General features: G+C 37.5%; 28 protein-coding genes. 27 read left to right on the top strand and 1 reads right to left on the bottom strand.

The annotated features are described in order from the left end of the window. Positions 1-2: 2 nt before the first annotated feature. The 24 genes from NSQ59_RS25805 to NSQ59_RS25690 all read left to right on the top strand — a co-directional run bounded on the left by NSQ59_RS25805 (position 3) and on the right by NSQ59_RS25690 (position 18,459). Positions 3-125 (top strand): hypothetical protein, encoded by a 123-nt coding sequence (locus NSQ59_RS25805; protein WP_280513086.1) that lies wholly within the window; start codon positions 3-5, stop codon positions 123-125. Further along, positions 109-321: an AtpZ/AtpI family protein gene (locus NSQ59_RS25800; RefSeq protein ID WP_055741405.1), complete on the top strand. Its 213-nt coding sequence runs from the start codon at positions 109-111 to the stop codon at positions 319-321. The genes NSQ59_RS25805 and NSQ59_RS25800 overlap by 17 nt, the downstream gene beginning before the upstream one ends. Before the next feature lie 13 nt (positions 322-334). Further along, positions 335-721: an ATP synthase subunit I gene (locus NSQ59_RS25795; protein ID WP_055741404.1), complete on the top strand. Its 387-nt coding sequence runs from the start codon at positions 335-337 to the stop codon at positions 719-721. Positions 722-732: 11 nt separating this feature from the next. After that, entirely contained in the window at positions 733-1,443 is a 711-nt protein-coding gene (gene atpB, locus NSQ59_RS25790; RefSeq protein ID WP_055741403.1) for a F0F1 ATP synthase subunit A, read from the top strand. A gap of 83 nt (positions 1,444-1,526) precedes the next feature. Continuing rightward, complete coding sequence (atpE, locus tag NSQ59_RS25785) at positions 1,527-1,739, top strand: F0F1 ATP synthase subunit C (RefSeq protein ID WP_055741871.1); 213 nt, start codon at positions 1,527-1,529, stop codon at positions 1,737-1,739. A 208-nt stretch (positions 1,740-1,947) separates the two neighbouring features. Continuing rightward, entirely contained in the window at positions 1,948-2,472 is a 525-nt protein-coding gene (gene atpF, locus NSQ59_RS25780) for a F0F1 ATP synthase subunit B (protein WP_055741402.1), read from the top strand. Next, complete coding sequence (locus NSQ59_RS25775; protein ID WP_055741401.1) at positions 2,469-2,999, top strand: F0F1 ATP synthase subunit delta; 531 nt, start codon at positions 2,469-2,471, stop codon at positions 2,997-2,999. The genes atpF and NSQ59_RS25775 overlap by 4 nt, the downstream gene beginning before the upstream one ends. Positions 3,000-3,018: 19 nt before the next feature. Beyond that, the gene (gene atpA / locus NSQ59_RS25770) at positions 3,019-4,527 is read left to right on the top strand and encodes a F0F1 ATP synthase subunit alpha (RefSeq protein ID WP_055741400.1); all 1,509 of its coding nucleotides are present in this window, start codon (positions 3,019-3,021) and stop codon (positions 4,525-4,527) included. Between the two features lie 141 nt (positions 4,528-4,668). Continuing rightward, the gene (gene atpG / locus NSQ59_RS25765; protein WP_055741399.1) at positions 4,669-5,526 is read left to right on the top strand and encodes an ATP synthase F1 subunit gamma; all 858 of its coding nucleotides are present in this window, start codon (positions 4,669-4,671) and stop codon (positions 5,524-5,526) included. Positions 5,527-5,706: 180 nt separating this feature from the next. Further along, positions 5,707-7,128, top strand: a complete 1,422-nt coding sequence (atpD, locus tag NSQ59_RS25760) for a F0F1 ATP synthase subunit beta (protein ID WP_055741398.1) — start codon at positions 5,707-5,709, stop codon at positions 7,126-7,128. A 22-nt stretch (positions 7,129-7,150) separates the two neighbouring features. Next, positions 7,151-7,555 carry a F0F1 ATP synthase subunit epsilon gene (locus tag NSQ59_RS25755; RefSeq protein ID WP_055741397.1) on the top strand — a complete coding sequence of 135 codons (405 nt, stop codon included), beginning with the start codon at positions 7,151-7,153 and terminating at the stop codon, positions 7,553-7,555. A gap of 159 nt (positions 7,556-7,714) precedes the next feature. Continuing rightward, entirely contained in the window at positions 7,715-7,951 is a 237-nt protein-coding gene (locus tag NSQ59_RS25750; protein WP_055741396.1) for a DUF1146 family protein, read from the top strand. A 401-nt stretch (positions 7,952-8,352) separates the two neighbouring features. Beyond that, complete coding sequence (locus NSQ59_RS25745) at positions 8,353-9,087, top strand: YwmB family TATA-box binding protein (protein WP_055741395.1); 735 nt, start codon at positions 8,353-8,355, stop codon at positions 9,085-9,087. A 32-nt stretch (positions 9,088-9,119) separates the two neighbouring features. Next, positions 9,120-10,430 carry a UDP-N-acetylglucosamine 1-carboxyvinyltransferase gene (murA, locus tag NSQ59_RS25740; RefSeq protein ID WP_055741394.1) on the top strand — a complete coding sequence of 437 codons (1,311 nt, stop codon included), beginning with the start codon at positions 9,120-9,122 and terminating at the stop codon, positions 10,428-10,430. 364 nt (positions 10,431-10,794) lie between these two features. Next, the gene (gene spoIID / locus NSQ59_RS25735; protein WP_340833021.1) at positions 10,795-11,802 is read left to right on the top strand and encodes a stage II sporulation protein D; all 1,008 of its coding nucleotides are present in this window, start codon (positions 10,795-10,797) and stop codon (positions 11,800-11,802) included. 183 nt (positions 11,803-11,985) lie between these two features. After that, positions 11,986-12,843 carry a M23 family metallopeptidase gene (locus NSQ59_RS25730; RefSeq protein ID WP_083489501.1) on the top strand — a complete coding sequence of 286 codons (858 nt, stop codon included), beginning with the start codon at positions 11,986-11,988 and terminating at the stop codon, positions 12,841-12,843. Between the two features lie 481 nt (positions 12,844-13,324). Beyond that, the gene (gene spoIIID, locus NSQ59_RS25725) at positions 13,325-13,588 is read left to right on the top strand and encodes a sporulation transcriptional regulator SpoIIID (RefSeq protein ID WP_055741870.1); all 264 of its coding nucleotides are present in this window, start codon (positions 13,325-13,327) and stop codon (positions 13,586-13,588) included. 390 nt (positions 13,589-13,978) lie between these two features. Beyond that, entirely contained in the window at positions 13,979-14,980 is a 1,002-nt protein-coding gene (locus tag NSQ59_RS25720) for a rod shape-determining protein (protein WP_055741391.1), read from the top strand. A 26-nt stretch (positions 14,981-15,006) separates the two neighbouring features. Then, a complete protein-coding gene (locus tag NSQ59_RS25715) occupies positions 15,007-15,822 on the top strand; it encodes a flagellar hook-basal body protein (RefSeq protein ID WP_340833020.1) in 816 nt (271 codons plus the stop codon). 20 nt (positions 15,823-15,842) lie between these two features. Further along, complete coding sequence (locus NSQ59_RS25710) at positions 15,843-16,673, top strand: flagellar hook-basal body protein (protein ID WP_340833019.1); 831 nt, start codon at positions 15,843-15,845, stop codon at positions 16,671-16,673. Between the two features lie 13 nt (positions 16,674-16,686). Beyond that, the gene (locus NSQ59_RS25705; RefSeq protein WP_126647590.1) at positions 16,687-16,959 is read left to right on the top strand and encodes a DNA-directed RNA polymerase subunit beta; all 273 of its coding nucleotides are present in this window, start codon (positions 16,687-16,689) and stop codon (positions 16,957-16,959) included. A 78-nt stretch (positions 16,960-17,037) separates the two neighbouring features. Further along, the gene (fabZ, locus tag NSQ59_RS25700; protein ID WP_055741387.1) at positions 17,038-17,463 is read left to right on the top strand and encodes a 3-hydroxyacyl-ACP dehydratase FabZ; all 426 of its coding nucleotides are present in this window, start codon (positions 17,038-17,040) and stop codon (positions 17,461-17,463) included. Positions 17,464-17,603: 140 nt separating this feature from the next. Next, the gene (locus tag NSQ59_RS25695) at positions 17,604-17,885 is read left to right on the top strand and encodes a hypothetical protein (RefSeq protein ID WP_055741386.1); all 282 of its coding nucleotides are present in this window, start codon (positions 17,604-17,606) and stop codon (positions 17,883-17,885) included. Between the two features lie 190 nt (positions 17,886-18,075). Next, entirely contained in the window at positions 18,076-18,459 is a 384-nt protein-coding gene (locus NSQ59_RS25690) for a hypothetical protein (RefSeq protein WP_126647589.1), read from the top strand. A gap of 35 nt (positions 18,460-18,494) precedes the next feature. Here the strand turns inward: NSQ59_RS25690 and NSQ59_RS25685 are convergent, their stop codons facing one another. Then, positions 18,495-18,938: a YwpF-like family protein gene (locus tag NSQ59_RS25685; RefSeq protein ID WP_055741384.1), complete on the bottom strand. Its 444-nt coding sequence runs from the start codon at positions 18,936-18,938 to the stop codon at positions 18,495-18,497. Between the two features lie 351 nt (positions 18,939-19,289). Here NSQ59_RS25685 and NSQ59_RS25680 point away from each other — a divergent pair, with 351 nt between their 5' ends. From NSQ59_RS25680 to NSQ59_RS25670, 3 genes are all read left to right on the top strand, one after another. Continuing rightward, positions 19,290-19,649, top strand: coding sequence for a single-stranded DNA-binding protein (locus NSQ59_RS25680; protein ID WP_055741383.1), 360 nt, complete (start codon positions 19,290-19,292; stop codon positions 19,647-19,649). Positions 19,650-19,661: 12 nt separating this feature from the next. Continuing rightward, a complete protein-coding gene (locus NSQ59_RS25675) occupies positions 19,662-19,838 on the top strand; it encodes a hypothetical protein (protein ID WP_161809291.1) in 177 nt (58 codons plus the stop codon). Between the two features lie 281 nt (positions 19,839-20,119). After that, on the top strand, positions 20,120-21,724 hold the full coding sequence (locus tag NSQ59_RS25670; protein ID WP_340833018.1) for an alkaline phosphatase: 1,605 nt from the start codon (positions 20,120-20,122) through the stop codon (positions 21,722-21,724). Positions 21,725-21,953: the final 229 nt, after the last annotated feature.

The following is a 21,953-nucleotide window of genomic DNA, read 5'->3' as shown; positions in this document are numbered from 1 at the left end:
GAATGATAGGGTTTTCACTGGTTTTCATAGAAGTGAAAATTTCCATTCTATCATTTGCAAAACAAGAATATTTTATGACAAATGTTCTTGGAAAGTGGAGATGTGATGATGGGAAAAAAGGATAAAAATCCTTTGAATGCAATGACCTTATATGCCACAATCCTTTCCCAATTAGTAGGTTCTATTTTAGTTGGGATATTTGCTGGAAAATGGTTAGACGGTTATTTCCATACGGAACCACTATTTTTAATAATCGGACTACTTCTTGGCCTCGCAACAGGTATTTGGGCCATGCTTCACACAGTCCGACATTTCTTTTAGGAGATAGAAAGACATGCCGGAACTCCAACAACTATTTAACAGGCATCGCAAGTTTATGCTGTTTCTGTTATCCCTCCTCGTTTTAGGTTGGGGCTTTACCCCCTATCATTCCATATTTTTAGGTTTGATTCTCGGTACATCTGTTAGTCTATATAATCACTGGCTGACAATGAGGAAAACAAAACGTTTCAGCGATGCTGTTGTTAGCGAAAAGCGCCCAGCTAAGTCTTTGGGGACTTTAATAAGAATGGGTACTGCTGTCATCAGTGTGTTAATTGCTTTACGCTATCCGGATACGTTTAATGTTTTTAGTGTTATCTTGGGATTAATGACCTCTCACGTCGTCATTATGATAGATTTTATTTTCCTAACTATCCAATCACACAAAAGCGGAAAGTGAGGTGAGCACGCTTGGAACATAAAGCACCTGTGGTGGAGTTTTTAGGACTTTACTTTAATTTAGCAAACGTCCTGATGATAACAGTTGCAACTGTCATTGTACTTATTATAGCCATCGTTTCCACAAGAAGATTAGCTATGAAGCCCACTGGAATGCAAAATTTCATGGAATGGGTAATGGACTTTGTTAAAAATATTATTAAAAGCAATATGGATTGGAAAACTGGCGGATCATTCCACATCTTAGGGATTACAATTATCATGTACATCTTTGTATCTAATATGCTCGGTCTCCCATTTAATATCGTCATTGATGATACACTATGGTGGAAGTCACCGACAGCTGATCCAGTCATCACATTAACTTTGGCCGTAATGATTGTAGGTTTAACACATTATTATGGTGTGAAGCGAAATGGTTTATCTGGTTATGTTAAAGGATTCTTTTCACCAATTCCATTTTTATTCCCACTGAAAATTATCGAAGAATTTGCAAATACATTAACACTAGGTTTGCGTCTTTACGGTAATATTTATGCGGGTGAAATTTTGTTAGGGCTTCTATCGGCAGGTCTTGCATCTTCTGTAGGAGGCACTATCGGGGCAATTATCCCGACACTTGCATGGCAAGGATTTTCAATTTTCGTAGGTTCCATTCAAGCATTTATCTTCACCATGTTAACAATGGTTTATATGGCTCATAAAGTTAGCCACGACCATTAATATAATCCTGTAAAAAAATACAGGGGTAAAATATCAAAACTATAAATTTTTTATACATTTAAAGGAGGAACTTTATAATGAGTTTGGGTGTACTTGCAGCAGCAGTTGCAATCGGTTTAGCCGCTATCGGTGCCGGTATTGGTAACGGTCTTATCGTAGGTCGTACAGTTGAGGGGATTGCTCGTCAACCAGAAGCACGTGGAATGCTTCAAACAACTATGTTCATCGGTATTGCGCTAGTAGAGGCGATTCCTATTATCGCGGTTGTTATTGGTTTCATGGTTGTTAATAGATAGTATTTACATTTTCAAAATGGCGAAGATTACTGGAGAATCCTTCGCCATTCCTTTATGTAGAGTAAAAAATAAGGATAATAAGTATAGATATATCGGGTAAAAACCCGAAAAATACCTTGGATAATCAGGGGCAAAAAGAAATACTTAGTTTTATGAACCACCCATTATTGGGAATAGGATCAATAACTCTGGAAGGAGTGAATAATAGGTGTTAACGAGTGGCTTTGTACTTGGATTGGCTGCACATGGACATTTGAATACAGGCGATATCCTTTTCCAGCTAATCATGTTTATTATTTTGCTAGTATTGCTTAAGATCTTTGCTTGGAAGCCGTTAATGGGCATCATGAAACAACGTGAAGACCATATTGCGAATGAAATTGAAGCGGCTGAAAAAAGCCGAGTTGAAGCAAATAAATTATTAGAAGAACAACGCTCTATTTTAAAAGAAGCTCGTCAAGAAGCACAAACAATGATAGAAAATGCGAAGAAGCAAGGGGATATTCAACGCGAAGAAATTATTGCCATTGCCCGCGGGGAATCTGAACGCATTAAAGAAGCAGCGAAACTTGAAATTGAACAACAAAAGGAAAAAGCTGTTGCTGCGTTGAGAGAACAAGTAGCATCTCTATCTGTGCTAATTGCTTCTAAAGTAATTGAGAAGGAATTAAGTGCTGCTGATCAAGAAAAACTTATTAGCGATTATATTCAAGAGGCAGGAGAAAAACGATGAGTGCAGTAGCAAAACGTTATGCATTGGCGCTTTTTCAATTGGCTAAAGAAAATAATCAGCTTGAGCAGTATGAATCAGAACTTCGTGAAGTGAAAAAAGCACTTGCGGATAACGCAGATTTTAAAAATCTATTAAAATTGCCAAAGCTTCCTTCTGAAAAGAAGAAGGAAATTTTAACGCAAGTGTTCTCTAAAACTTCCACTTATGTTTTAAACACTCTAATGCTACTTTGCGATGCTCATCGTGAAGAGGAAATGGAAGCAGTAGCAGAGAGCTTTATTGAATTAGTAAATAATGAACGTGGAATTGCAGAAGCTGTCGTGTACTCGACTCGCCCGCTATCAGCAAGTGAAAGCGAAGCAATTTCCTCTGTATTTGCTAAAAAAGTTGGAAAAACATCTTTAAATATCGAAAATATTATTGATTCAAATATACTTGGTGGCGTTAAGGTCCGCATAGGCAACCGTATTTTTGACGGAAGCTTACAAGGAAAACTTGACCGTCTAAAACGTGAGTTAATCAGTTAAGAAATGAGGGGTGACATTCATGAGCATTAAGGCTGAAGAAATCAGCGCGCTGATAAGAAAACAAATTGAAAATTATCAGTCTGAAATGAAAGTTAGCGATGTTGGTACCGTTATATCTGTTGGGGACGGTATTGCTCGTGCTCATGGTCTCGATAATGCCATGGCTGGAGAGCTATTAGAGTTTTCAAACGGTGTTATGGGTCTTGCTCAAAACCTGGAAGAAAACAATGTCGGTATCGTAATATTAGGACCATTCCGCGATATTAAAGAAGGTGACGAGGTTCGCCGCACTGGACGTATCATGGAGGTACCTGTTGGGGAAGAATTAATCGGACGTGTAGTAAACCCACTAGGACAACCGGTGGATGGTCTTGGACCAATCAATACAACAAAAACAAGACCGATTGAAAGTAAAGCTCCTGGTGTAATGGATCGTAAATCTGTACATGAACCATTACAAACAGGTATTAAAGCGATTGATGCTCTTGTACCTATTGGACGCGGCCAACGTGAGTTAATTATCGGTGACCGCCAAACAGGTAAAACAACAGTAGCAATCGATACAATCTTAAACCAAGCAGATCAAAATATGATTTGTATCTATGTTGCGATTGGACAAAAAGAATCTACTGTACGCGGTGCAGTTGAGACTCTTCGCAAGCATGGCGCATTAGATTATACAATCGTAGTAACGGCGTCAGCTGCACAACCGGCTCCTTTATTATACCTTGCTCCATATGCTGGTGTAACAATGGGAGAAGAATTTATGTATAACGGTAAGCATGTATTGGTTGTTTATGATGATTTGTCTAAACAAGCTGCTGCATATCGTGAGCTTTCTCTATTATTACGTCGTCCTCCAGGTCGTGAGGCATTCCCTGGGGATGTATTCTATTTACATTCACGCTTATTGGAACGTGCAGCTAAGCTTAGTGACGCACTTGGTGGCGGTTCTATCACTGCATTACCATTTGTTGAAACACAAGCAGGGGATATCTCCGCTTACATTCCAACAAACGTAATCTCCATCACAGATGGACAAATTTTCTTACAATCGGATTTATTCTTCTCTGGTGTACGTCCAGCGATTAATGCGGGTCTATCCGTATCTCGTGTTGGGGGTTCTGCCCAAATTAAAGCGATGAGAAAGGTTGCCGGAACACTTCGTCTAGACCTAGCGTCATTCCGTGAACTTGAATCATTTGCTCAATTCGGTTCAGATCTTGATAAAGCTACACAAGCAAAACTAGCTCGTGGTGCTCGTACAGTAGAAGTATTAAAGCAAGATTTAAATAAACCTATTAAAGTGGAAAAGCAAGTTATGATTCTTTATGCCTTAACAAAAGGTTTCCTAGATGATATTCCTGTTCAAGACATCGTTCGTTTTGAAGGAGAATTCTATTCTTGGCTAGATCATAATCGTGCTGCGTTATTAGAACAAATTAGAACAACAGGTCAGCTAGCTGAAGATGAAGATATGACTTCTGCTATTAATGACTTTAAAAAGACTTTTGCTAAGTCTGAGTAAGTAATAGAAAATTAGAACTGTCCCAATGTAAGGATTGACACCACACTTCGCATAAAAGCTGCTCTTATTTTTTATGCTTGACGCAAGTGGTGTCAGACACTTATGGGACCTCTTTACTTAAAACGAGGGTGGTGAGACTTAGTGGCATCCTTACGCGATTTAAAATCTCGTATTAATTCAACGAAAAAAACCAGCCAAATTACAAAGGCGATGCAAATGGTTTCCGCTTCTGCCTTAAGCAGAGCCGAAATGAATGCGAAATCATTTGTACCATATATGGAGAAAATCCAAGATGTTGTAGCAAATGTTGCACTTGGAAGTAATATCGCTCATCCAATGTTAGTAACGAGACCTGTTAAGAAGACCGGTTATTTAGTTATTACATCTGATAGAGGATTAGCTGGGGCATATAATAGCAGTGTTTTACGTTTAGTATCTAATACTATTAAAGAGCGTCACAAATCAAAAGATGAGTATGCGATTATTGCAATTGGTAGAGTTGGTTACGAATTTTTCAAGAAACGCGATGAAAATATTGTGTTGAATATTGTAGGATTACCGGATCAACCATCATTTGCTGACATTATGAAGATATCTAGTAAAACAGTTCAGATGTTTGCCGACCAAACATTTGATGAATTGTATATGTATTACAATCATTTTGTTAATGCTATCCAACAAGATGTTACGGAGAAAAAGCTGCTTCCTTTAACGGATATTGGTGCTTCCGGAAAGAAGCTTACTTCCTATGAATTTGAGCCATCTCCTGAAGAAATCCTAGAGGTACTTCTTCCACAATATGCTGAAAGTTTAATTTATGGTGCTCTATTAGACGGTAAGGCAAGTGAACATGCCGCACGTATGACGGCAATGAAGAATGCAACGGATAATGCAAAAGAGCTTATTGACTCTTATACACTACAATTTAACCGTGCACGTCAAGCAGCAATTACGCAAGAAATTACGGAAATTGTCGGTGGTGCAGCTGCACTAGAATAGACCAAATGCGCAAGCGCCTTGCTCATCCACTAGCCGATAGACGCTGGTGAAATTTGAAGTACCAATTTCACTTGGAGCTAGACGTGGACAATTTTTCGCAGGGTTATTCACGGACTAAATGAGAAATAGAAGATTCAGGCGGGGCTTACTTCGCCTTAATGCAAGATAGGAGGTAAAATGATGAACAAAGGACACGTTCTACAAGTAATGGGTCCAGTTGTTGACGTTAAGTTTGAAAATGGTCAACTACCTGATATATATAATGCGTTAAAAGTTCAATATAAAGCGCAATCAGCTACTGAAGTCGACATCGATTTAACTTTGGAAGTTGCTCTTCACTTAGGTGATGATTCTGTACGTACGATTGCGATGGCTTCTACCGACGGTGTACAACGTGGTATGGATGCAATTGACCTTGGTGAGCCAATTTCAGTTCCTGTTGGTGACGTAACATTAGGCCGTGTATTTAATGTACTTGGTGATGCAATTGACTTGGACGGAGAACTTCCTGGGGGAATTCGCCGTGACCCAATCCATCGTACTGCACCAACATTTGAACAACTTTCTACAGAAGTAGAAATACTTGAAACTGGTATTAAGGTTGTTGACTTGCTTGCCCCTTATATTAAAGGTGGTAAAATCGGCTTATTCGGTGGTGCCGGAGTTGGTAAAACCGTACTAATTCAAGAATTGATTAATAATATCGCTCAAGAGCATGGTGGTATTTCTGTATTCGCGGGTGTTGGGGAACGTACTCGTGAAGGAAATGACCTTTACCATGAAATGAAAGATTCCGGCGTTATTAAGAAAACTGCCATGGTATTCGGGCAAATGAACGAGCCTCCAGGTGCACGTATGCGTGTTGCCTTAACAGGTTTGACTATGGCTGAATATTTCCGTGATGAACAAGGACAGGACGTATTGTTCTTTATCGATAATATTTTCCGTTTCACACAAGCAGGTTCTGAGGTATCAGCCCTTCTAGGACGTATGCCATCAGCCGTTGGTTATCAACCGACACTTGCTACTGAAATGGGTCAATTACAGGAACGTATTACATCTACAAATGTTGGTTCCGTTACATCTATCCAAGCGATTTATGTACCAGCCGATGACTATACTGACCCTGCACCTGCAACAACATTTGCGCACTTAGATGCAACAACAAACTTAGAGCGTAAACTTTCAGAGATGGGTATTTATCCGGCAGTGGATCCACTTGCTTCAACATCCCGTGCACTTTCTCCTGAAATTGTTGGGGAAGAGCATTATACTGTGGCACGTAAAGTACAACAAACCCTACAACGCTACAGAGAATTACAAGATATTATTGCGATTCTAGGTATGGACGAACTTAGCGATGAAGATAAATTAGTCGTTGCCCGTGCTCGTCGTATTCAATTCTTCTTATCACAAAACTTCCACGTGGCTGAGCAGTTTACTGGTCAAAAGGGTTCTTATGTACCAGTAAAAGAAACAGTTCGCGGATTCAAGGAAGTATTAGAGGGTAAATACGATCATCTGCCAGAAGATGCATTCCGTCTTGTAGGTCCAATTGAGGATGTAGTGAAACAAGCTAAAGAGATGGGCGTAGAGGTATAATAAGGGACCAGGAGGATCAAAGATGAAGACATTGAAAGTCAGTATTGTCACTCCAGACGGCCCAGTGTATAGTTCAGATGTGGAAATGGTGATTACAAAGGCGCAAAGCGGTGAACTGGGTATTTTACCTGGACACATTCCTACCGTAGCTCCACTTCAAATTGGCGCTGTTCGGTTAAAAAAAGGCGGCGACACTGAGCTTGTAGCAGTAAGTGGCGGTTTTCTAGAAGTGCGACCTGAACAAGTAACCATTTTAGCTCAAACAGCTGAAAAATCAGAAAGCATTGATATCGAACGTGCAAAACATGCAAGAGTTCGTGCCGAACAGAGAATAGAAGCTAAGACAGATGATATTGATCTTGTTCGTGCAGAACTTGCTCTTAAACGTGCGATAAATCGTATAAATGTTGCTGAACACCGCTTCTAATATAAGAGAACACCTTCTGTTTTACAGAGGGTGTTTTTTATCAATGAACTTTGTTAGAGACCCACTTGAGTGAGAGTTACCAAAAAATAAAAATTGCCTTGCGCAAAATTAGTCCATCCGGCAATTGAATTAAGGATTAAAATAAAAGGGGTGCAAAATATGGTAGCTGATTTCGGACAACAAGCTTTAATCAGTATAATCGTACATATATTTTTCTTTGCGATTACGTTTTGGTCATTACAAGCACTAAATTATGAAAAGCTTTTAAAACCAAATCGTGTATTTCAAGCAAGGCTGTTGATGATTATATTAACCATTGCCATCGGATCATCCATAAGTAATTTTTTTCTCAATTACCTTCTATGGTCACAACAACTTCCTCTTATATTTCAATAAAGGCTCTTTTCTTAAAATACGACACCTTAAAAATCTAATATCCAATATTTTTTTATTGTTTTTAATTATGAAAATAAATGAGAAAAGGTGCCCAAAACAGGAACTTCTTAGAAAGTTATAATGGAATAAAAGCAATAATTCTTAGAAACAGCTCATAATGTCATCATTTTGTTAAAAATAGGACTTCTTAAGTGTTTTCAAACGAACTATAATTCATTATGATGTAATATGAATTTAACTTTTGTGTAAAATAGTTGTAACATTACAAGTAGATAATCCGTCTACTTTAATGTGGTTTTTTATACCAAAGTTTTGCAAAACAACTGTCAAAAGATGACGACTTTTCCCAAGTATGTGTTGGCCCTTTCTGGTAAACACTTTTACTAAGGGAGAGGATACTTTTGAAACAGAAAATGATTTTTTTAATCTTTGTCATTATCACTTGTTTTATGTTCGCAAATTTTGGGAATAAAACCAATGCAGCTCTTTATACCACAGATTTAGACAAAATAGCTGAAATGGTCAAGAAGCAAAATGGGAGTATCAATGAATGGTCTTTATATGCAAGAGAATCCATTGAGATTCAATCAATGAATGATTGGGATAAGAAAGTAAAATCCCTCAAAAAGCAATATCCTTTTATGGATTGGAAGGTCGATCGCAAATCGGGGCTCGCAATAGGTATGAAAAACCACAAAGAATTTGTCGAAACAATAAAAGTTATGTCGACCCCTACAAAATTTTCTGCATCATCGTATTTATTATATGAGATTAAAGGTCGCAGTTGGAATTCTACTTTTGCGATGAAAATCGATCAAATCCTACCAAAAAAATTGGATGTTCTTTACAGGGATAAACCAACAATTTTCTCTTGTATCAAAGGCGAATTCAATGATAAAATTGAAAATGTTTTATTGACTGAAAAAGAGCAATTGTTGCAAGGATTTAACGCAAAGGAATTGGAATCTTTAAAGGAAAAAGACTTTTACTCAATTTCAGCGTTTTCGCCTTTATTTTCCGAGTCCATTCCAACAAAAAATAATAAAATGAATTTGCAAATTGGACTGAGAAAAAATGGATTGGGCGCTAAAACGACCTTCGTTATTGGCACACCTATCATAACGATTGAATATTAATATAGAGAAAATGGACGCGGAGGGGAATACTCTTGGAAAAAATCATCGTCCGCGGCGGAAAAAGGTTAAATGGTACGGTACAAGTTGAAGGTGCTAAAAATGCCGTATTGCCTGTTATCGCTGCATCATTGTTAGCTAGTGAAGGAAAAAGTGTTATACGTGATGTACCAACACTCTCCGATGTATATACAATTAGTGAAGTGTTACGCCATTTAAATGCAAATGTAACCTTTCAAGATAATGAAATCACTGTAGATGCATCAAGAGAGTTATTAATTGAAGCTCCATTTGAATATGTACGAAAAATGCGTGCTTCTGTACTTGTGATGGGACCATTATTAGCCCGTGTGGGAAAAGCTCGTGTTGCTCTTCCTGGCGGTTGTGCAATTGGTTCAAGACCGATCGACTTGCATCTTAAAGGATTTGAAGCGATGGGTGCCAAAGTAAAAGTAGGAAATGGATTTATTGAAGCAGAATCAGAAGGACGTTTAAAAGGTTCGAAAATCTATTTAGACTTTCCAAGTGTTGGAGCAACGCAAAATATTATGATGGCTGCAACATTGGCGGAAGGTATGACTGTGATTGAAAACTGTGCCAAGGAACCGGAAATTGTCGACCTGGCAAACTTCTTGAATAAAATGGGTGCCATTGTAAAAGGTGCAGGAACTGGAACAATTCGTATTGAAGGTGTAGAAAGTCTATTTGCAACGGAACATACGATTATTCCAGACCGAATTGAAGCCGGTACATTTATGATTGCAGCAGCAATAACCGGTGGAGATGTCCTTGTAAAAGGTGCAGTCCCTGAACATCTTACATCATTAGTAGCAAAGCTGGAAGAGATGGGTGTTCTTATTATCGAAGAACCACAAGGTTTAAGGGTTATCGGTCCAGAAAGGCTAAAGGCTGTTGATATTAAGACTATGCCTCATCCAGGCTTTCCAACAGATATGCAATCGCAAATGATGGCTCTTCTTGTTTGTGCAGAAGGGACAGGAGTTATTACAGAAACAGTATTTGAAAATCGTTTTATGCACGTGGAAGAATTCCGCAGAATGAATGCAGATATAAAAATCGAAGGGCGTTCAGTTATCATTAATGGTCCTAGCGAGCTGCAAGGTGCTGAGGTTTCAGCAACAGACCTTAGAGCTGCAGCGGCCTTAATCATTGCTGGTTTAAAAGCGGACGGTTATACACGTGTTACGGAATTAAAACATCTGGACCGTGGATACTTAAACTTCCATCTAAAATTAGCAAGCCTTGGTGCTGACATTGAACGAATTAATGATGAAGTGGAAATTGTAACCAAGGTTAACGAATATGTATCTGACGTAAATGTATGAAAATGAAGGAAAACCCGTACAATGTTTTGTAGGGGTTTTTTTATTTTGCAAAAATGCCATCCGTATAAGTCTTTTAAAAAAATCTCTTACCCAACTCTATCATCCCTTTTTTACTAGTACATATATTTTTCATAGAAATAATCATAAAAGCATGCTTCTCACCATAATTATGAGTAGTTGGGTTTATCAAGGCTATTTTCTTAAACTTTGTTGCTTTTATATATTAGAAAACTATAAGAATAAGTATCTTTTTTAAGAAAAGATGCCCCAAATCTAAGTCCAATTTAGGATTTAAAACAAATTACGAAAAGCAACAATTTATAAGAAAACAGCCCATCCTAAATACATTATGGAGGCATCAAGCATGAAACAAATAAAACCAGTCCTGCTAATTCTCTCTCTAGTAATTGCCGTATCCTTTCTTGTACCCACCTTACTCGTCCTACCTTTTTCATCCGAAAAAGTGAGTGGAAAGCTTGATGAAAAATTACAAAAACCAAAAACTACAGAACCTGCAATTGAGGTTGCGGTATATCGAACAAAAACAAAGGAAATTGAAAAGCCGGATCTAGAAGATTATGTCGTAGGCGTAGTTGCATCTGAAATGCCCGCCACATTTCAGAAAGAGGCTTTAAAAGCGCAAGCACTAACGGCCCGCACCTTTATTGTGAAACAGTTAATGTATGGCGGCAATAGCAGCCTTCCAAAAGGCGCTATGGTAGAAGACACAACGAACTTTCAAGTCTATCAAAATATGGATGAGTTAAAAAAAGAATGGAAAGATAAGTACAACCAAAACATAAAAAAAATTCGCGATGCTGTTGAAGCAACCGCAGGCCAAATTTTGACCTACAATGGAAGTCCTATTACAGCATCATTCTTTTCCACTAGTAACGGCTATACCGAAAACTCGGAAGATTACTGGGATCAACCAGTCCCTTATTTAAAGAGTGTAAAAAGCCCTTGGGATATATCATCCCCGAAATTCAATTTTAAAGAAGAGATTCCTGTTTCTGAATTTGAAAATAAACTTGGAGTTCAGTTACCCAATACAGGAAACGTTGGAACGATTACATCACGGACTCATGGGAATCGGGTTAGAACAGTTAAGATTGGCGGTAAACAGTTTACCGGACGAGAGATTAGAGAAAAACTTAACTTACGTTCAGCAGATTTTAGCTGGGTGCGTCAAGGCGACCAAATAATTGTTACGACGAAAGGCTATGGTCATGGGATTGGAATGAGTCAATATGGGGCTAATGAAATGGCGAAGAAAGGAAAGAGCTATAAAGACATTGTTAAATATTATTATCAAGGTGTTCAAATTACCAACACAGATCAATTCTTAAATAAGGCAACAGCGAAAAAATAAGCTTCTCAATCATTGAGGGCTTATTTCTTTTTGAAAATTCTGTTCAAAGATGCGAAAAAATTAATGAAAAAAATCATACATAATATCGTCATAAATGCTAAATAATAAGAATTTAAAAATTTTTTCAAAATAGATGTATATATTTCCCTGTATCTGTTCAAAATGGATGCAGAGGTGATGAAAATGAGAGAGGAAGAAAAGAAATTATCTTCTCAAAAAAAACGCGGAAAAAGCATATTTAAAAAACGTTGGGTATATCCGGCAATTTATCTTGTATGTGCTGCATTACTTATTTCGGGAATTTTCTGGTATCAGTCTAAAGGCAATGAATCTGCTAAAAAGAACTTTAGTTACCGTGGGGATAACTTAGTTGGAAAAAAAGAGTATGATAACCCTGCCACAGAGGTTAGTAAAACACTAGAAAATTTCAAATGGCCAGTAAAAAATAAAGATGCAGCAAAAATCGTAAAGGACTTCTATGATTCGAAAGCTTCAGCGGAAAAACAAGAAGCAGCTATCTTAGTATATAACGGCAACCAATTCCGACCTAATCGCGGGGTTGATATTGCGATGAAGGATGGAAAAGAATTTGACGTTGTAGCAGCTATGAGCGGTACTGTAATTAAGGTAAATGAAAATGACTCCTTACTTGGCAACGTTATTGAAATTGAACACACTAAAGGCGTTGTAACTGAGTATCAGTCTGTAAAAGATATTCAAGTTAAAGTTGGGGATATTGTAAAGCAAAATCAAATCATTGCTAAAGCAGGTACAAGTCAGTTAAATGAAAAAGCTGGAACACATGTACACTTTGAGATTCGCAAAGATAATCAAGCTTTAAACCCAAACACTTATTTTAATAAGTCCATATCAGCACTTGAAAATGTAAAAGCAGAAAGTAAATCCTCTGCCAGTGATCAAATGAATAGTGATGATCAATCAAGTAATTCAAAAGATGATAATGCAGCAGAGAGTAACGACGGTACCGACAATTCAAGTGATAATAGCAATTCACAAAATACAGATGATAGTCAAGGCTAATCTAATGTAATAAGAGTTAAGAGCGGAATTTCAAAGCATTCCGCTCTTTTTATCATTTTGTGATAAAAATGATCAATAGCAAAAAAGCAGTAAAGCCGTAATTAGGAATAATCGTTCAAACTTATAATTTTATTAGAGAATCAATGACTAAGTTAACGAATTTTCGGAAAATTATCCATACACCTTGTCCTTATTATGGTTTTTGTGCATATATTTTTACCCAAGCTAATACAATGTTACAAACCTGACAAAAACAAAGAGAGTGTTTGAGGTGAGTAATCGTAAAGTATTACTATATATAGTTGCGGTCATGAAGAATTTCTAGAAGGGGAGAGCATGATTGTTTGCTCTCTTGCGCATAAAAGGTAAAGGAAAAGCAGCGAAAGCCTTTTTCTTATGCGTTGCTACAGTATACTCCGTGGAAAGGGAAAGCGAGTCTCATTTCACACTTCTCTCATCCAATTTGGGGAGGGCGAGCGGTGTGCACGATTACATCAAAGAGAGAACTATCAAGATTGGAAAGTATATCGTGGAGACGAGAAAAACGGTTCGTGTAATTGCGAAAGAGTTTGGCGTGTCCAAAAGTACTGTCCACAAAGATTTAACAGAAAGATTACCGGAAATTAATCCTGAACTAGCAAATGAAGTGAAAGAAATATTAGATTATCATAAATCCATCCGGCATTTACGTGGCGGAGAAGCAACAAAACAAAAGTATAAAAAAGAAGAATTTCAAAATAACTAATGATAAAAAGAAGCAATTGACAAATTGATTGCTTCTTTTTCATTATGTCTGCCGCAAGGAGCCTATTGGTTAGCGGATACCTACATCTTCTCCCTGCGATAAGCCGGCATCGAATCGTTCCTCGCGTGTTTGTTGTATGTTGCGTCAAATGAGATTTGAAGTGTGAATTCACTCAAGCGTTAGCCGGAGGTGCGGCACTTGCGCTTTTCTTATTTCCTATTTTTTTACTAATTTTTAAAAGATTTTTTGACAATGAATGCCTAAACTCGACAAAAATATGTTAAAATATAAAATTAGGGAAATAGGGACTTTTGACATAAATAAAATTTACATAGATTGCCCTTTATTAACGTTCAAGCTAGTTTGCCCACTATGAAAGGAGTAACGTACATGTTTGCAAAGGATATAGGAATAGACTTAGGTACTGCTAACGTATTAATTCATGTAAAAGGACAAGGAATCGTTTTAAACGAGCCATCTGTTGTGGCTATTGATAAAAATGCTAATAGGGTTTTAGCTGTTGGGGAGGAAGCCCGTCGAATGGTGGGAAGAACACCAGGAAATATCGTAGCTATTCGTCCGTTGAAAGACGGAGTAATTGCTGATTTTGACGTAACAGAAACAATGCTAAAGCATTTTATCAATAAATTAAACGTAAAAGGATTTTTATCAAAGCCAAGAATCCTAATTTGTTGTCCTACTAATATTACAAGTGTAGAACAAAAGGCCATTCGAGAAGCTGCTGAAAAAAGCGGCGGTAAAAAAGTATATTTGGAAGAGGAGCCAAAGGTCGCAGCGATTGGTGCAGGAATGGATATTTTCCAGCCTAGCGGAAATATGGTAGTGGATATTGGCGGCGGTACAACCGATATCGCAGTTCTTTCCATGGGTGATATTGTAACTTCTGCTTCCATCAAAATGGCAGGAGATAAATTTGATAATGAAATCCTTCAATATATTAAAAAAGAATATAAATTGTTAATTGGTGAACGTACAGCGGAAAGCATCAAAATTAACATTGGCACTGTATTCCCTGGTTCTCGTAAGGAAGAAATGGAAATTCGCGGCCGCGATATGGTTACCGGATTACCAAGAACCATATCGGTAAATTCTAAAGAAGTTGAACAAGCTCTTAAAGAATCTGTGTCCGTTATTGTCCAAGCAGCTAAAAATGTATTGGAAAAAACTCCGCCTGAATTATCTGCAGACATTATTGACCGCGGTGTAATCTTGACTGGCGGTGGTGCATTGTTACATGGTATCGATCAATTATTGGCAGAAGAATTAAAGGTACCAGTATTAGTAGCGGAAAATCCAATGGATTCTGTTGCGATTGGTACAGGTATTATGCTTGAAAACATGGATAAAATTGCAAACCGTCGTTTAGTGTAATGAACTCACATTTGGGGGAATGAAAAATGCTTAGAGGATTCTATACGGCTGCAGCGGGAATGGTTGCACAACAACGCAAAACAGATCTTTTAACCAATAATATGGCTAATTCGAATACCCCTGGATTTAAAGCGGATCAATCGTCTTTAAGGGCATTTCCTGAGCTTCTTTTACAGCGCATGGGTAAGCAGACGGTTCCAGTTGAGAACGCATTTTCAATTCCTTCCTCTTCCATGGTTGGAGCTGTAAATACTGGTGTATACATGCAAGAGGTTCTTCCCAAGTTTCTTCAAGGAGATTTGCAAGAAACACAAAATAAAACGGATTTGGCCCTTCAGGATTTGAATGCAAATTCCACAAGCGCTGTATTTTTTTCCGTTCAGGATAAAGATGGCAATGTGAAATATACGCGTAACGGAAACTTTACCTTGGACGGAGAAGGCTACTTAACAACTGCAAATGGTCTTTATGTTTTAGACCGGGGTGGGAATAGAATTCGTTTAAACAGTGTGGACTTTACTGTGGACAGTAGTGGTCAGATAAGCGAACAAGGCAGACAGGCAGGAACTTTAGGGATTGCGATTGCGGCAAATTCCAATAGCTTGATAAAAGAAGGCGATGGATTATATCGAATGGATAAAAACTCCGCGCTTCCTCAAGCCCCTGGTGCAAGTTTTCAGGTAAAGCAAGGATTTTTGGAACGTTCCAATGTGGATGTATCGCAAACCATGACAGATATGCTATCGGCTTACCGAAGCTTCGAAGCAAACCAAAAAGTGTTGCAGGCATATGACCACAGTATGGATAAGGCGGTTAATGAAGTTGGACGAGTAAATGGCTAGGAAGGTGAGGGGTTTTTCTAATGAATAGATCTATGATTGTAGCATCCAATACATTGAATCAACTGCAAAAACAACTCGATATTATTAGTAATAATATGGCCAATATTGACACAAATGGTTTTAAAAAAAGAGAAGCAACCTTTTCAGACCTTCTTTTTCAACAATTCAATAATCAGCTGGATCCCAAGAAAGAAATCGGCAGAAATACCGCACTCGGCATACGTCTAGGTACTGGTGCAAAAATTGCTCAATCGCAAATGCTTTTAACCCAAGGCAATGTAAAGGAAACAAAACGTCCGTTAGATATTGCATTTACTACTGAGAATCAATTTTTAAAGGTATTAACGAATGAAAATGGACAAAGTGAAGTCCGTTATACAAGAGATGGAAATTTATCGCTTTCCCCGGTAGGAAACAACGAAGTGATGCTTGTAAATAGTTCTGGATACCCGATTTTGGACGAAAATAATAATATGATTACCTTCCCGAAAAATGCGGAAAGCTATACAATAACAAGCCAAGGTAACCTGCAAGTAAAGTTAGACAATGGACAAACAAGGTTCTTTAATCTTGGTGTGATAACTGTAAACAAGCCGCAGTTTTTTGAACAATATGGTGATAATTTGATTGGCTTACCGAACAATGGCGTCACTGGCACAAATGTATTTACTAATATGGTCGGGCAATCAAGGAATAATATTTCCATTCAGCAAGGTGCATTAGAAGGTTCAAATGTGAATTTAGGCCAAGAGATGACGGAGCTAATCAATGTCCAGCGTAATTATCAATTTCAATCAAGGGCTATCACGATTTCAGATCAAATGATGGGGTTAGTAAACGGTCTTCGCTAAAGGGGATATTAGAATGACAGAAAAAGGAATCCAGCCAAAATCAGAATCACGTTCGCAATATAAAAAGAGAAAAAAAATAGAGGAAAGACGAACAGCCAGAAGAGAAAAAATCCGTGTTCGACTTATTCCCATTTGGCTGAGAGTCGTTCTTGTATTGGTTGCAATTGTGATTAGCGTTTTATCCGGCCTTATAGTTGGATATGGCGTTATTGGCGATGGAAATCCTTTTGATGCATTATCGAAATCGACTTGGACTCATATTGTAGACCTTGTAAATAAAAAATAAGGGGGAAGGATTATCCTTTCCTTTTTTCGTGATATAAGAATTCGGCGCTTACTCATTCAAATACAGGAGGTTAAGAATATGTTAGATATTCAACAAATTAAAGAAATTATCCCGCATCGTTACCCGTTTTTACTCATTGATAAAATCACAGAGGTAGAAGAAGGAAAAAGAGCGGTAGGGATAAAAAATGTGTCAGGAAATGAGGAGTTCTTTAACGGACACTTTCCAGATTTCCCAGTTATGCCTGGAGTATTAATTGTCGAGGCATTGGCGCAGGTTGGGGCCGTTGCTATGCTTAAAAAAGAAGAAAACCGCGGCAAACTTGCCCTTTTTGCAGGAATTGATAACTGTCGATTTAAACGTCAAGTTAGACCTGGCGATCAATTGGTATTAGAAGTTGAGATATTGCGTTTAAAAGGTCCAGTAGGTAAAGGAAAAGGCGTTGCAAAGGTAGACGGCGAAATTGCATGTGAGACAGAGTTAATGTTTGCTATTGGAAAATGATGCCGTATCTACGCTTTTTGGAAGGACCAGTTTAAATTTAGTTATAGAATAGATTCTCAAAGGCTCCTTAGTTTTTCGTATGTTTTCAGCGGGGAAGGGGAAAGTTATCCATAGAGCACACCTCGAAAGGAGAAGTCTTCATGAATCGAAAAATGCTTAGATGGGTTTTAAGTTTTTCCCTGATCGCTATTTTGTTGACAGGATGTAATACGAAAAAACAAGAGCCACCACCGCCGAGTTTAAATAATGGTGTTAACGAAAATAGAAACATGAATAATGTAGATAAAGATAAATTTAATAAGAGCAATAATAAACAAATGAATACGGATAAGAACTTTAAGAATGTGAACGATATTAACGAAAATGATAATGAATATAATAAAGACCTCAAAAATGAAGACTATAAAAAGAGTAAAAAGTAAAATAAGCAGGAAGTAACCTGCTTATTTTGTCGTTACCCATGTTCATTAGTTGAAATGAAAGAAACAACATAGATTAAAAAAAGAGACTTAGTTGAAGTTTCTTGGTTTTTAGAGTAAAATTCAACAATAGTAGAGAATAGGTATAATAATATATCTAAATAGCTATTTATTTAGGGGGTTCTTTAAATAGATGTTTAATGAGCTATCACCAGGAATCAAAATAAGTATTAGTCGTTCCATTTCGACTGTATTTGAGCAATATATGGAAAATATCAAATGGGACGAAAATAAATATAATCTCGAGGATTTTATGAAAGAGTGGAGAGAATATATTAATAATCACGCCTCCTGGTTTGGACAGGTAAGCGATGATATTAAGAAAGATCCAAGGTTTCATGAAGATGTTGCCAAAAAAATCAATGAAACCATTGAGAAGATTTTAACTGAAGCGCCTACTCCGGATCAGGTAGAAAAAATAAATCAGCTACAAAAAGAGCTGAAAAAAGATTACTCCTACTCATGTAAGGCAGAAGCAAAATATTTAATTCAATCTTTAACAAGTCAAGTGAATTAGGCTCCTGAATATAACAGGAGCTTTTTATCTTTCGTTTATTCTTGAACCTTTTTAGAAGCTACATATTTAATTCGCTTTTTCATTCTATTTTTAAATTCCTCAATTAGTTCTTCGCCTGTAAATCCTTCCCTTACTATATCGCTCAGAAGAAGCTCTGCATAATTGCTCCTTTTCACCTTTAAAAAGCCTTCCAATAAAACGCTTATGTGATTTTCAAATTGTTTAATTCCCCGTATGTGCGTACTAAAAGGTGCAGGGTCGTTTGATTCGTGTGTAATAACTACTTGAACATTCAAATCATCCGGACTTTGTTGTGCCGTGCGGAAAAAGTCGTAATACTCCTTACTGATGTAAGCCTCAATTAGCCAAGTCTTTTTTCCATCCTCTTTATTAATAATCAGGCCATCCTCTAATACAATATCCTTAATGTTCCCATCACTTAAGATAACCTGTAAGGACACAATCTTAAAAGATTTCATAAATCGAAAACCTCCATTTCCTATCCGTTCATTTGGAGCAAGATGCATTATGTGTAAAAATTATAGCATACAACTGGGGGGCAGGTCCCTTGTCCAGTCTTTTAAGAAAAAAACTAAAATGAGTTAAGTGGACAGTCCTCTTATCCCAGTTTCATTAAACAAAAAAAGATTAATTTTTATTATAAACCTAATTCTTTACAACTTTTCATGCGAAAACAAGTTTTTTCCCATAGGAAAGTACCGTTATCTACAGAAAATGAAAGGGTGAATTGCTAATTTCCTAATTTTACTATTTGGATTAGGTTGTATATGATGTATTTACATTATAAGAGAAAGGAGTGAATACATGTTTTGATTAACCAGGTGATGCTTGTAGGCAGACTGACAAAGGATCCTGAACTGCGGCATACGATGGATGGAAAAGCGGTATTAAATGCCACCATAGCACTAAATCGAAACTTTCGGAATAGCTATGGAGAATTTGAAGCGGATTTCGTTCAATGTACATTATGGAACAGAACGGCTGAAAATACCGCTAAATATTGTGCAAAGGGTTCTGTTATTGGTGTAGTGGGACGTATCCAAACAAGAAGTTATGAAAATCAAGAAGGGAAAAAAGTATATGTGACAGAAGTCGTGGCGGAAACAGTGAAGTTTTTAGGAAGAAAACCGACGGAAGACCGTGAGCTACAAGCAGTGAATAATGAATAAAGGAGAAGTGAATTGGAAAATATTGATCAAAGATTAGAAGGGTTAGAAAAATTGGTGGAAGACCTTATTTTAAAGCTTGGAAGGGCAAACCATCGAATTTTTATACTCACCAAACGACTAGACTCCTTAGAACAAAACCCTCTGCCATTACCGCAAAATCATTATCATTCAAAAGTGGTTTCTCTATAAGAATTTGTATCTTCCCCAACATTCCTCATCAGAAATTGTCATGCAGCCTCATATATCTTCAAAAATTTGGACCAGTTTATCTCTAAGCTGGTCATTTTTTCGTTTAGGAAATACCATGTGGATAATTTATCCAAAAAGTTGTTACGTCAAGCTACAGCGTCTATCGGCTAGCGGATAAGCAAGGCGCTTATACATTTGTTCTTTGAGATAAAAGATATTAACCTGCATACAATTTTCCAGTTATCAAAATATAAAACTAAAATAATTTGAGGTGATTTATATTGCGTGTATTTCTTATTATGGTACTTCTATTTACTCCAATACATCCCATTCATGCCGCAAAATCCTCAACAAAGCCCAAAAATGTTATTTTTATGGTGATGGATGGTACAAATTCAGATGTTTTAACCTTAACACGGTGGTATAAAGGGAAATCCCTTGCACTTGATGGGATTCTTGTTGGCGGTGTTAAAACTTATTCTTTGCAATCAGGTATTACTGATTCTGCAGCAGCAGGAACAGCTATGGCAACGGGGTTTAAAACTTCGGTAGATATGATCGGCATAGTTCCGCAACTAAAGGGCGGAAAGGTTGAAGCAATTCGCCCCGCTGTCAGCATTTTGGAAGCAGCAAAACTACACGGACTTTCAACAGGAATAGTAACAACCTCTCCAGTACAGCATGCCACCCCTGCAGCTTTTACAGCCCATACAATCAGCCGCAATGGGTATGATGACATTGCCGAGCAGCAGGTGTATCAAGGATTGGATGTGGTCCTTGGCGGCGGTATGGTTTCTTTACTATCGAAAAAAAACACGAATCCATATTCAGCACCAAAAGGTATAGGCTCTAATATGCCTTCCTACCGAAAAGATGGGGAGAACCTGCTAGAAGAAATAAAAAATAACGGATATTCTTTTGTGAAAACAAAATCAGAGCTTGATGCGGTAAAAAAAACGAAAGTATGGGGAAGTTTTGCAGATATTGATATCGCTTATGAATTCGACCGTCCCACTCTTGCTCCTAAACAACCATCACTAGCGGAAATGACAAAAAAGGCCATTCACTTACTCGACAAGAAGCAAACGGGTTTTTTCCTCTTTGTCGAAGGTAGCAAAATCGATTGGGCAGCCCATAAAAATGATCCAGTTGGAATGATAAGCGAAATCTTGTCATTCGACTCAGCAGTAAAAGAGGCACTATATTTCGCAAAGAAAAATCCAAATACTTTGCTGATAGCTGTAACCGATCATGGAAACAGCGGACTTACAATGGGGAATCATAACACTAATAAGTCCTATTTCAAAATACCAGTTCATCAATTTATCGATCCATTAAGAAAAGCAAAGCTAACCGCTACAGGTGCTGCCGCCTTACTGAAAAAGGACCGCTCGAACATTAAGGAAATTGCCAAGTATTATGGGTTGTCTCCTCTACCGGAAAAGGAGTTAAAACGTCTAAAAGCTGCAAGTAATGTAGAATTAGAATTAGCTAAACAAATGGCTGAACGAGCAAATTTAGGCTTTACCACCCTAGGCCATTCGGGGGAGGATGTCTTTTTATATGCGTATGGTCCGGGGAAACCGACGGGACTAATCAATAATACTGATTTTCCATCATATATATCTAAGTTTTTAGGCATAACTTCATTAGACCGATTTAATCAATCTTTATTTGTGAATGCAACCGATTATTACGACAAAAAGGGTTACAAAACAAAAATTGATCTCTCTAATCCTCACAATCCATTGTTTATTTCCCAAAAAAATGAGGAAAAAATAGAGTATCCGATAAATAAAAACTATAAAATCGTAAACGGAAAAAGAAAGAAACTGTCCGGGGTCAATATATACGTGAATCATCAATTTTGGATTAGTAAAAAATAATAATGATGGTGAGGTATTGCAGCCTCACTTTCTTCATTTTATCGTAGAACCTTTGCCTAACCTTTTCTAAAATCATTTATTCCATTAAAATAGAAGTAGTGCCTTTTTTTCAAAAGATAAACGATTAGTTTAATAAAATATAAATTATTTAACAAGTTTTAAATCCTGTCTGGCGCAAGCAGCCGTTGGCTAGGGGACCTTGCGCTTTTCTTACAACCCGGAGGTGATA

This window comes from Margalitia sp. FSL K6-0131, assembly GCF_038008735.1.
In the GTDB taxonomy this organism is placed as follows: domain Bacteria; phylum Bacillota; class Bacilli; order Bacillales; family Bacillaceae_C; genus Margalitia; species Margalitia shackletonii.
The sequence above is the reverse complement of the archived record's forward strand: the minus strand, read 5'-3'. Positions and strand labels throughout refer to the sequence as shown.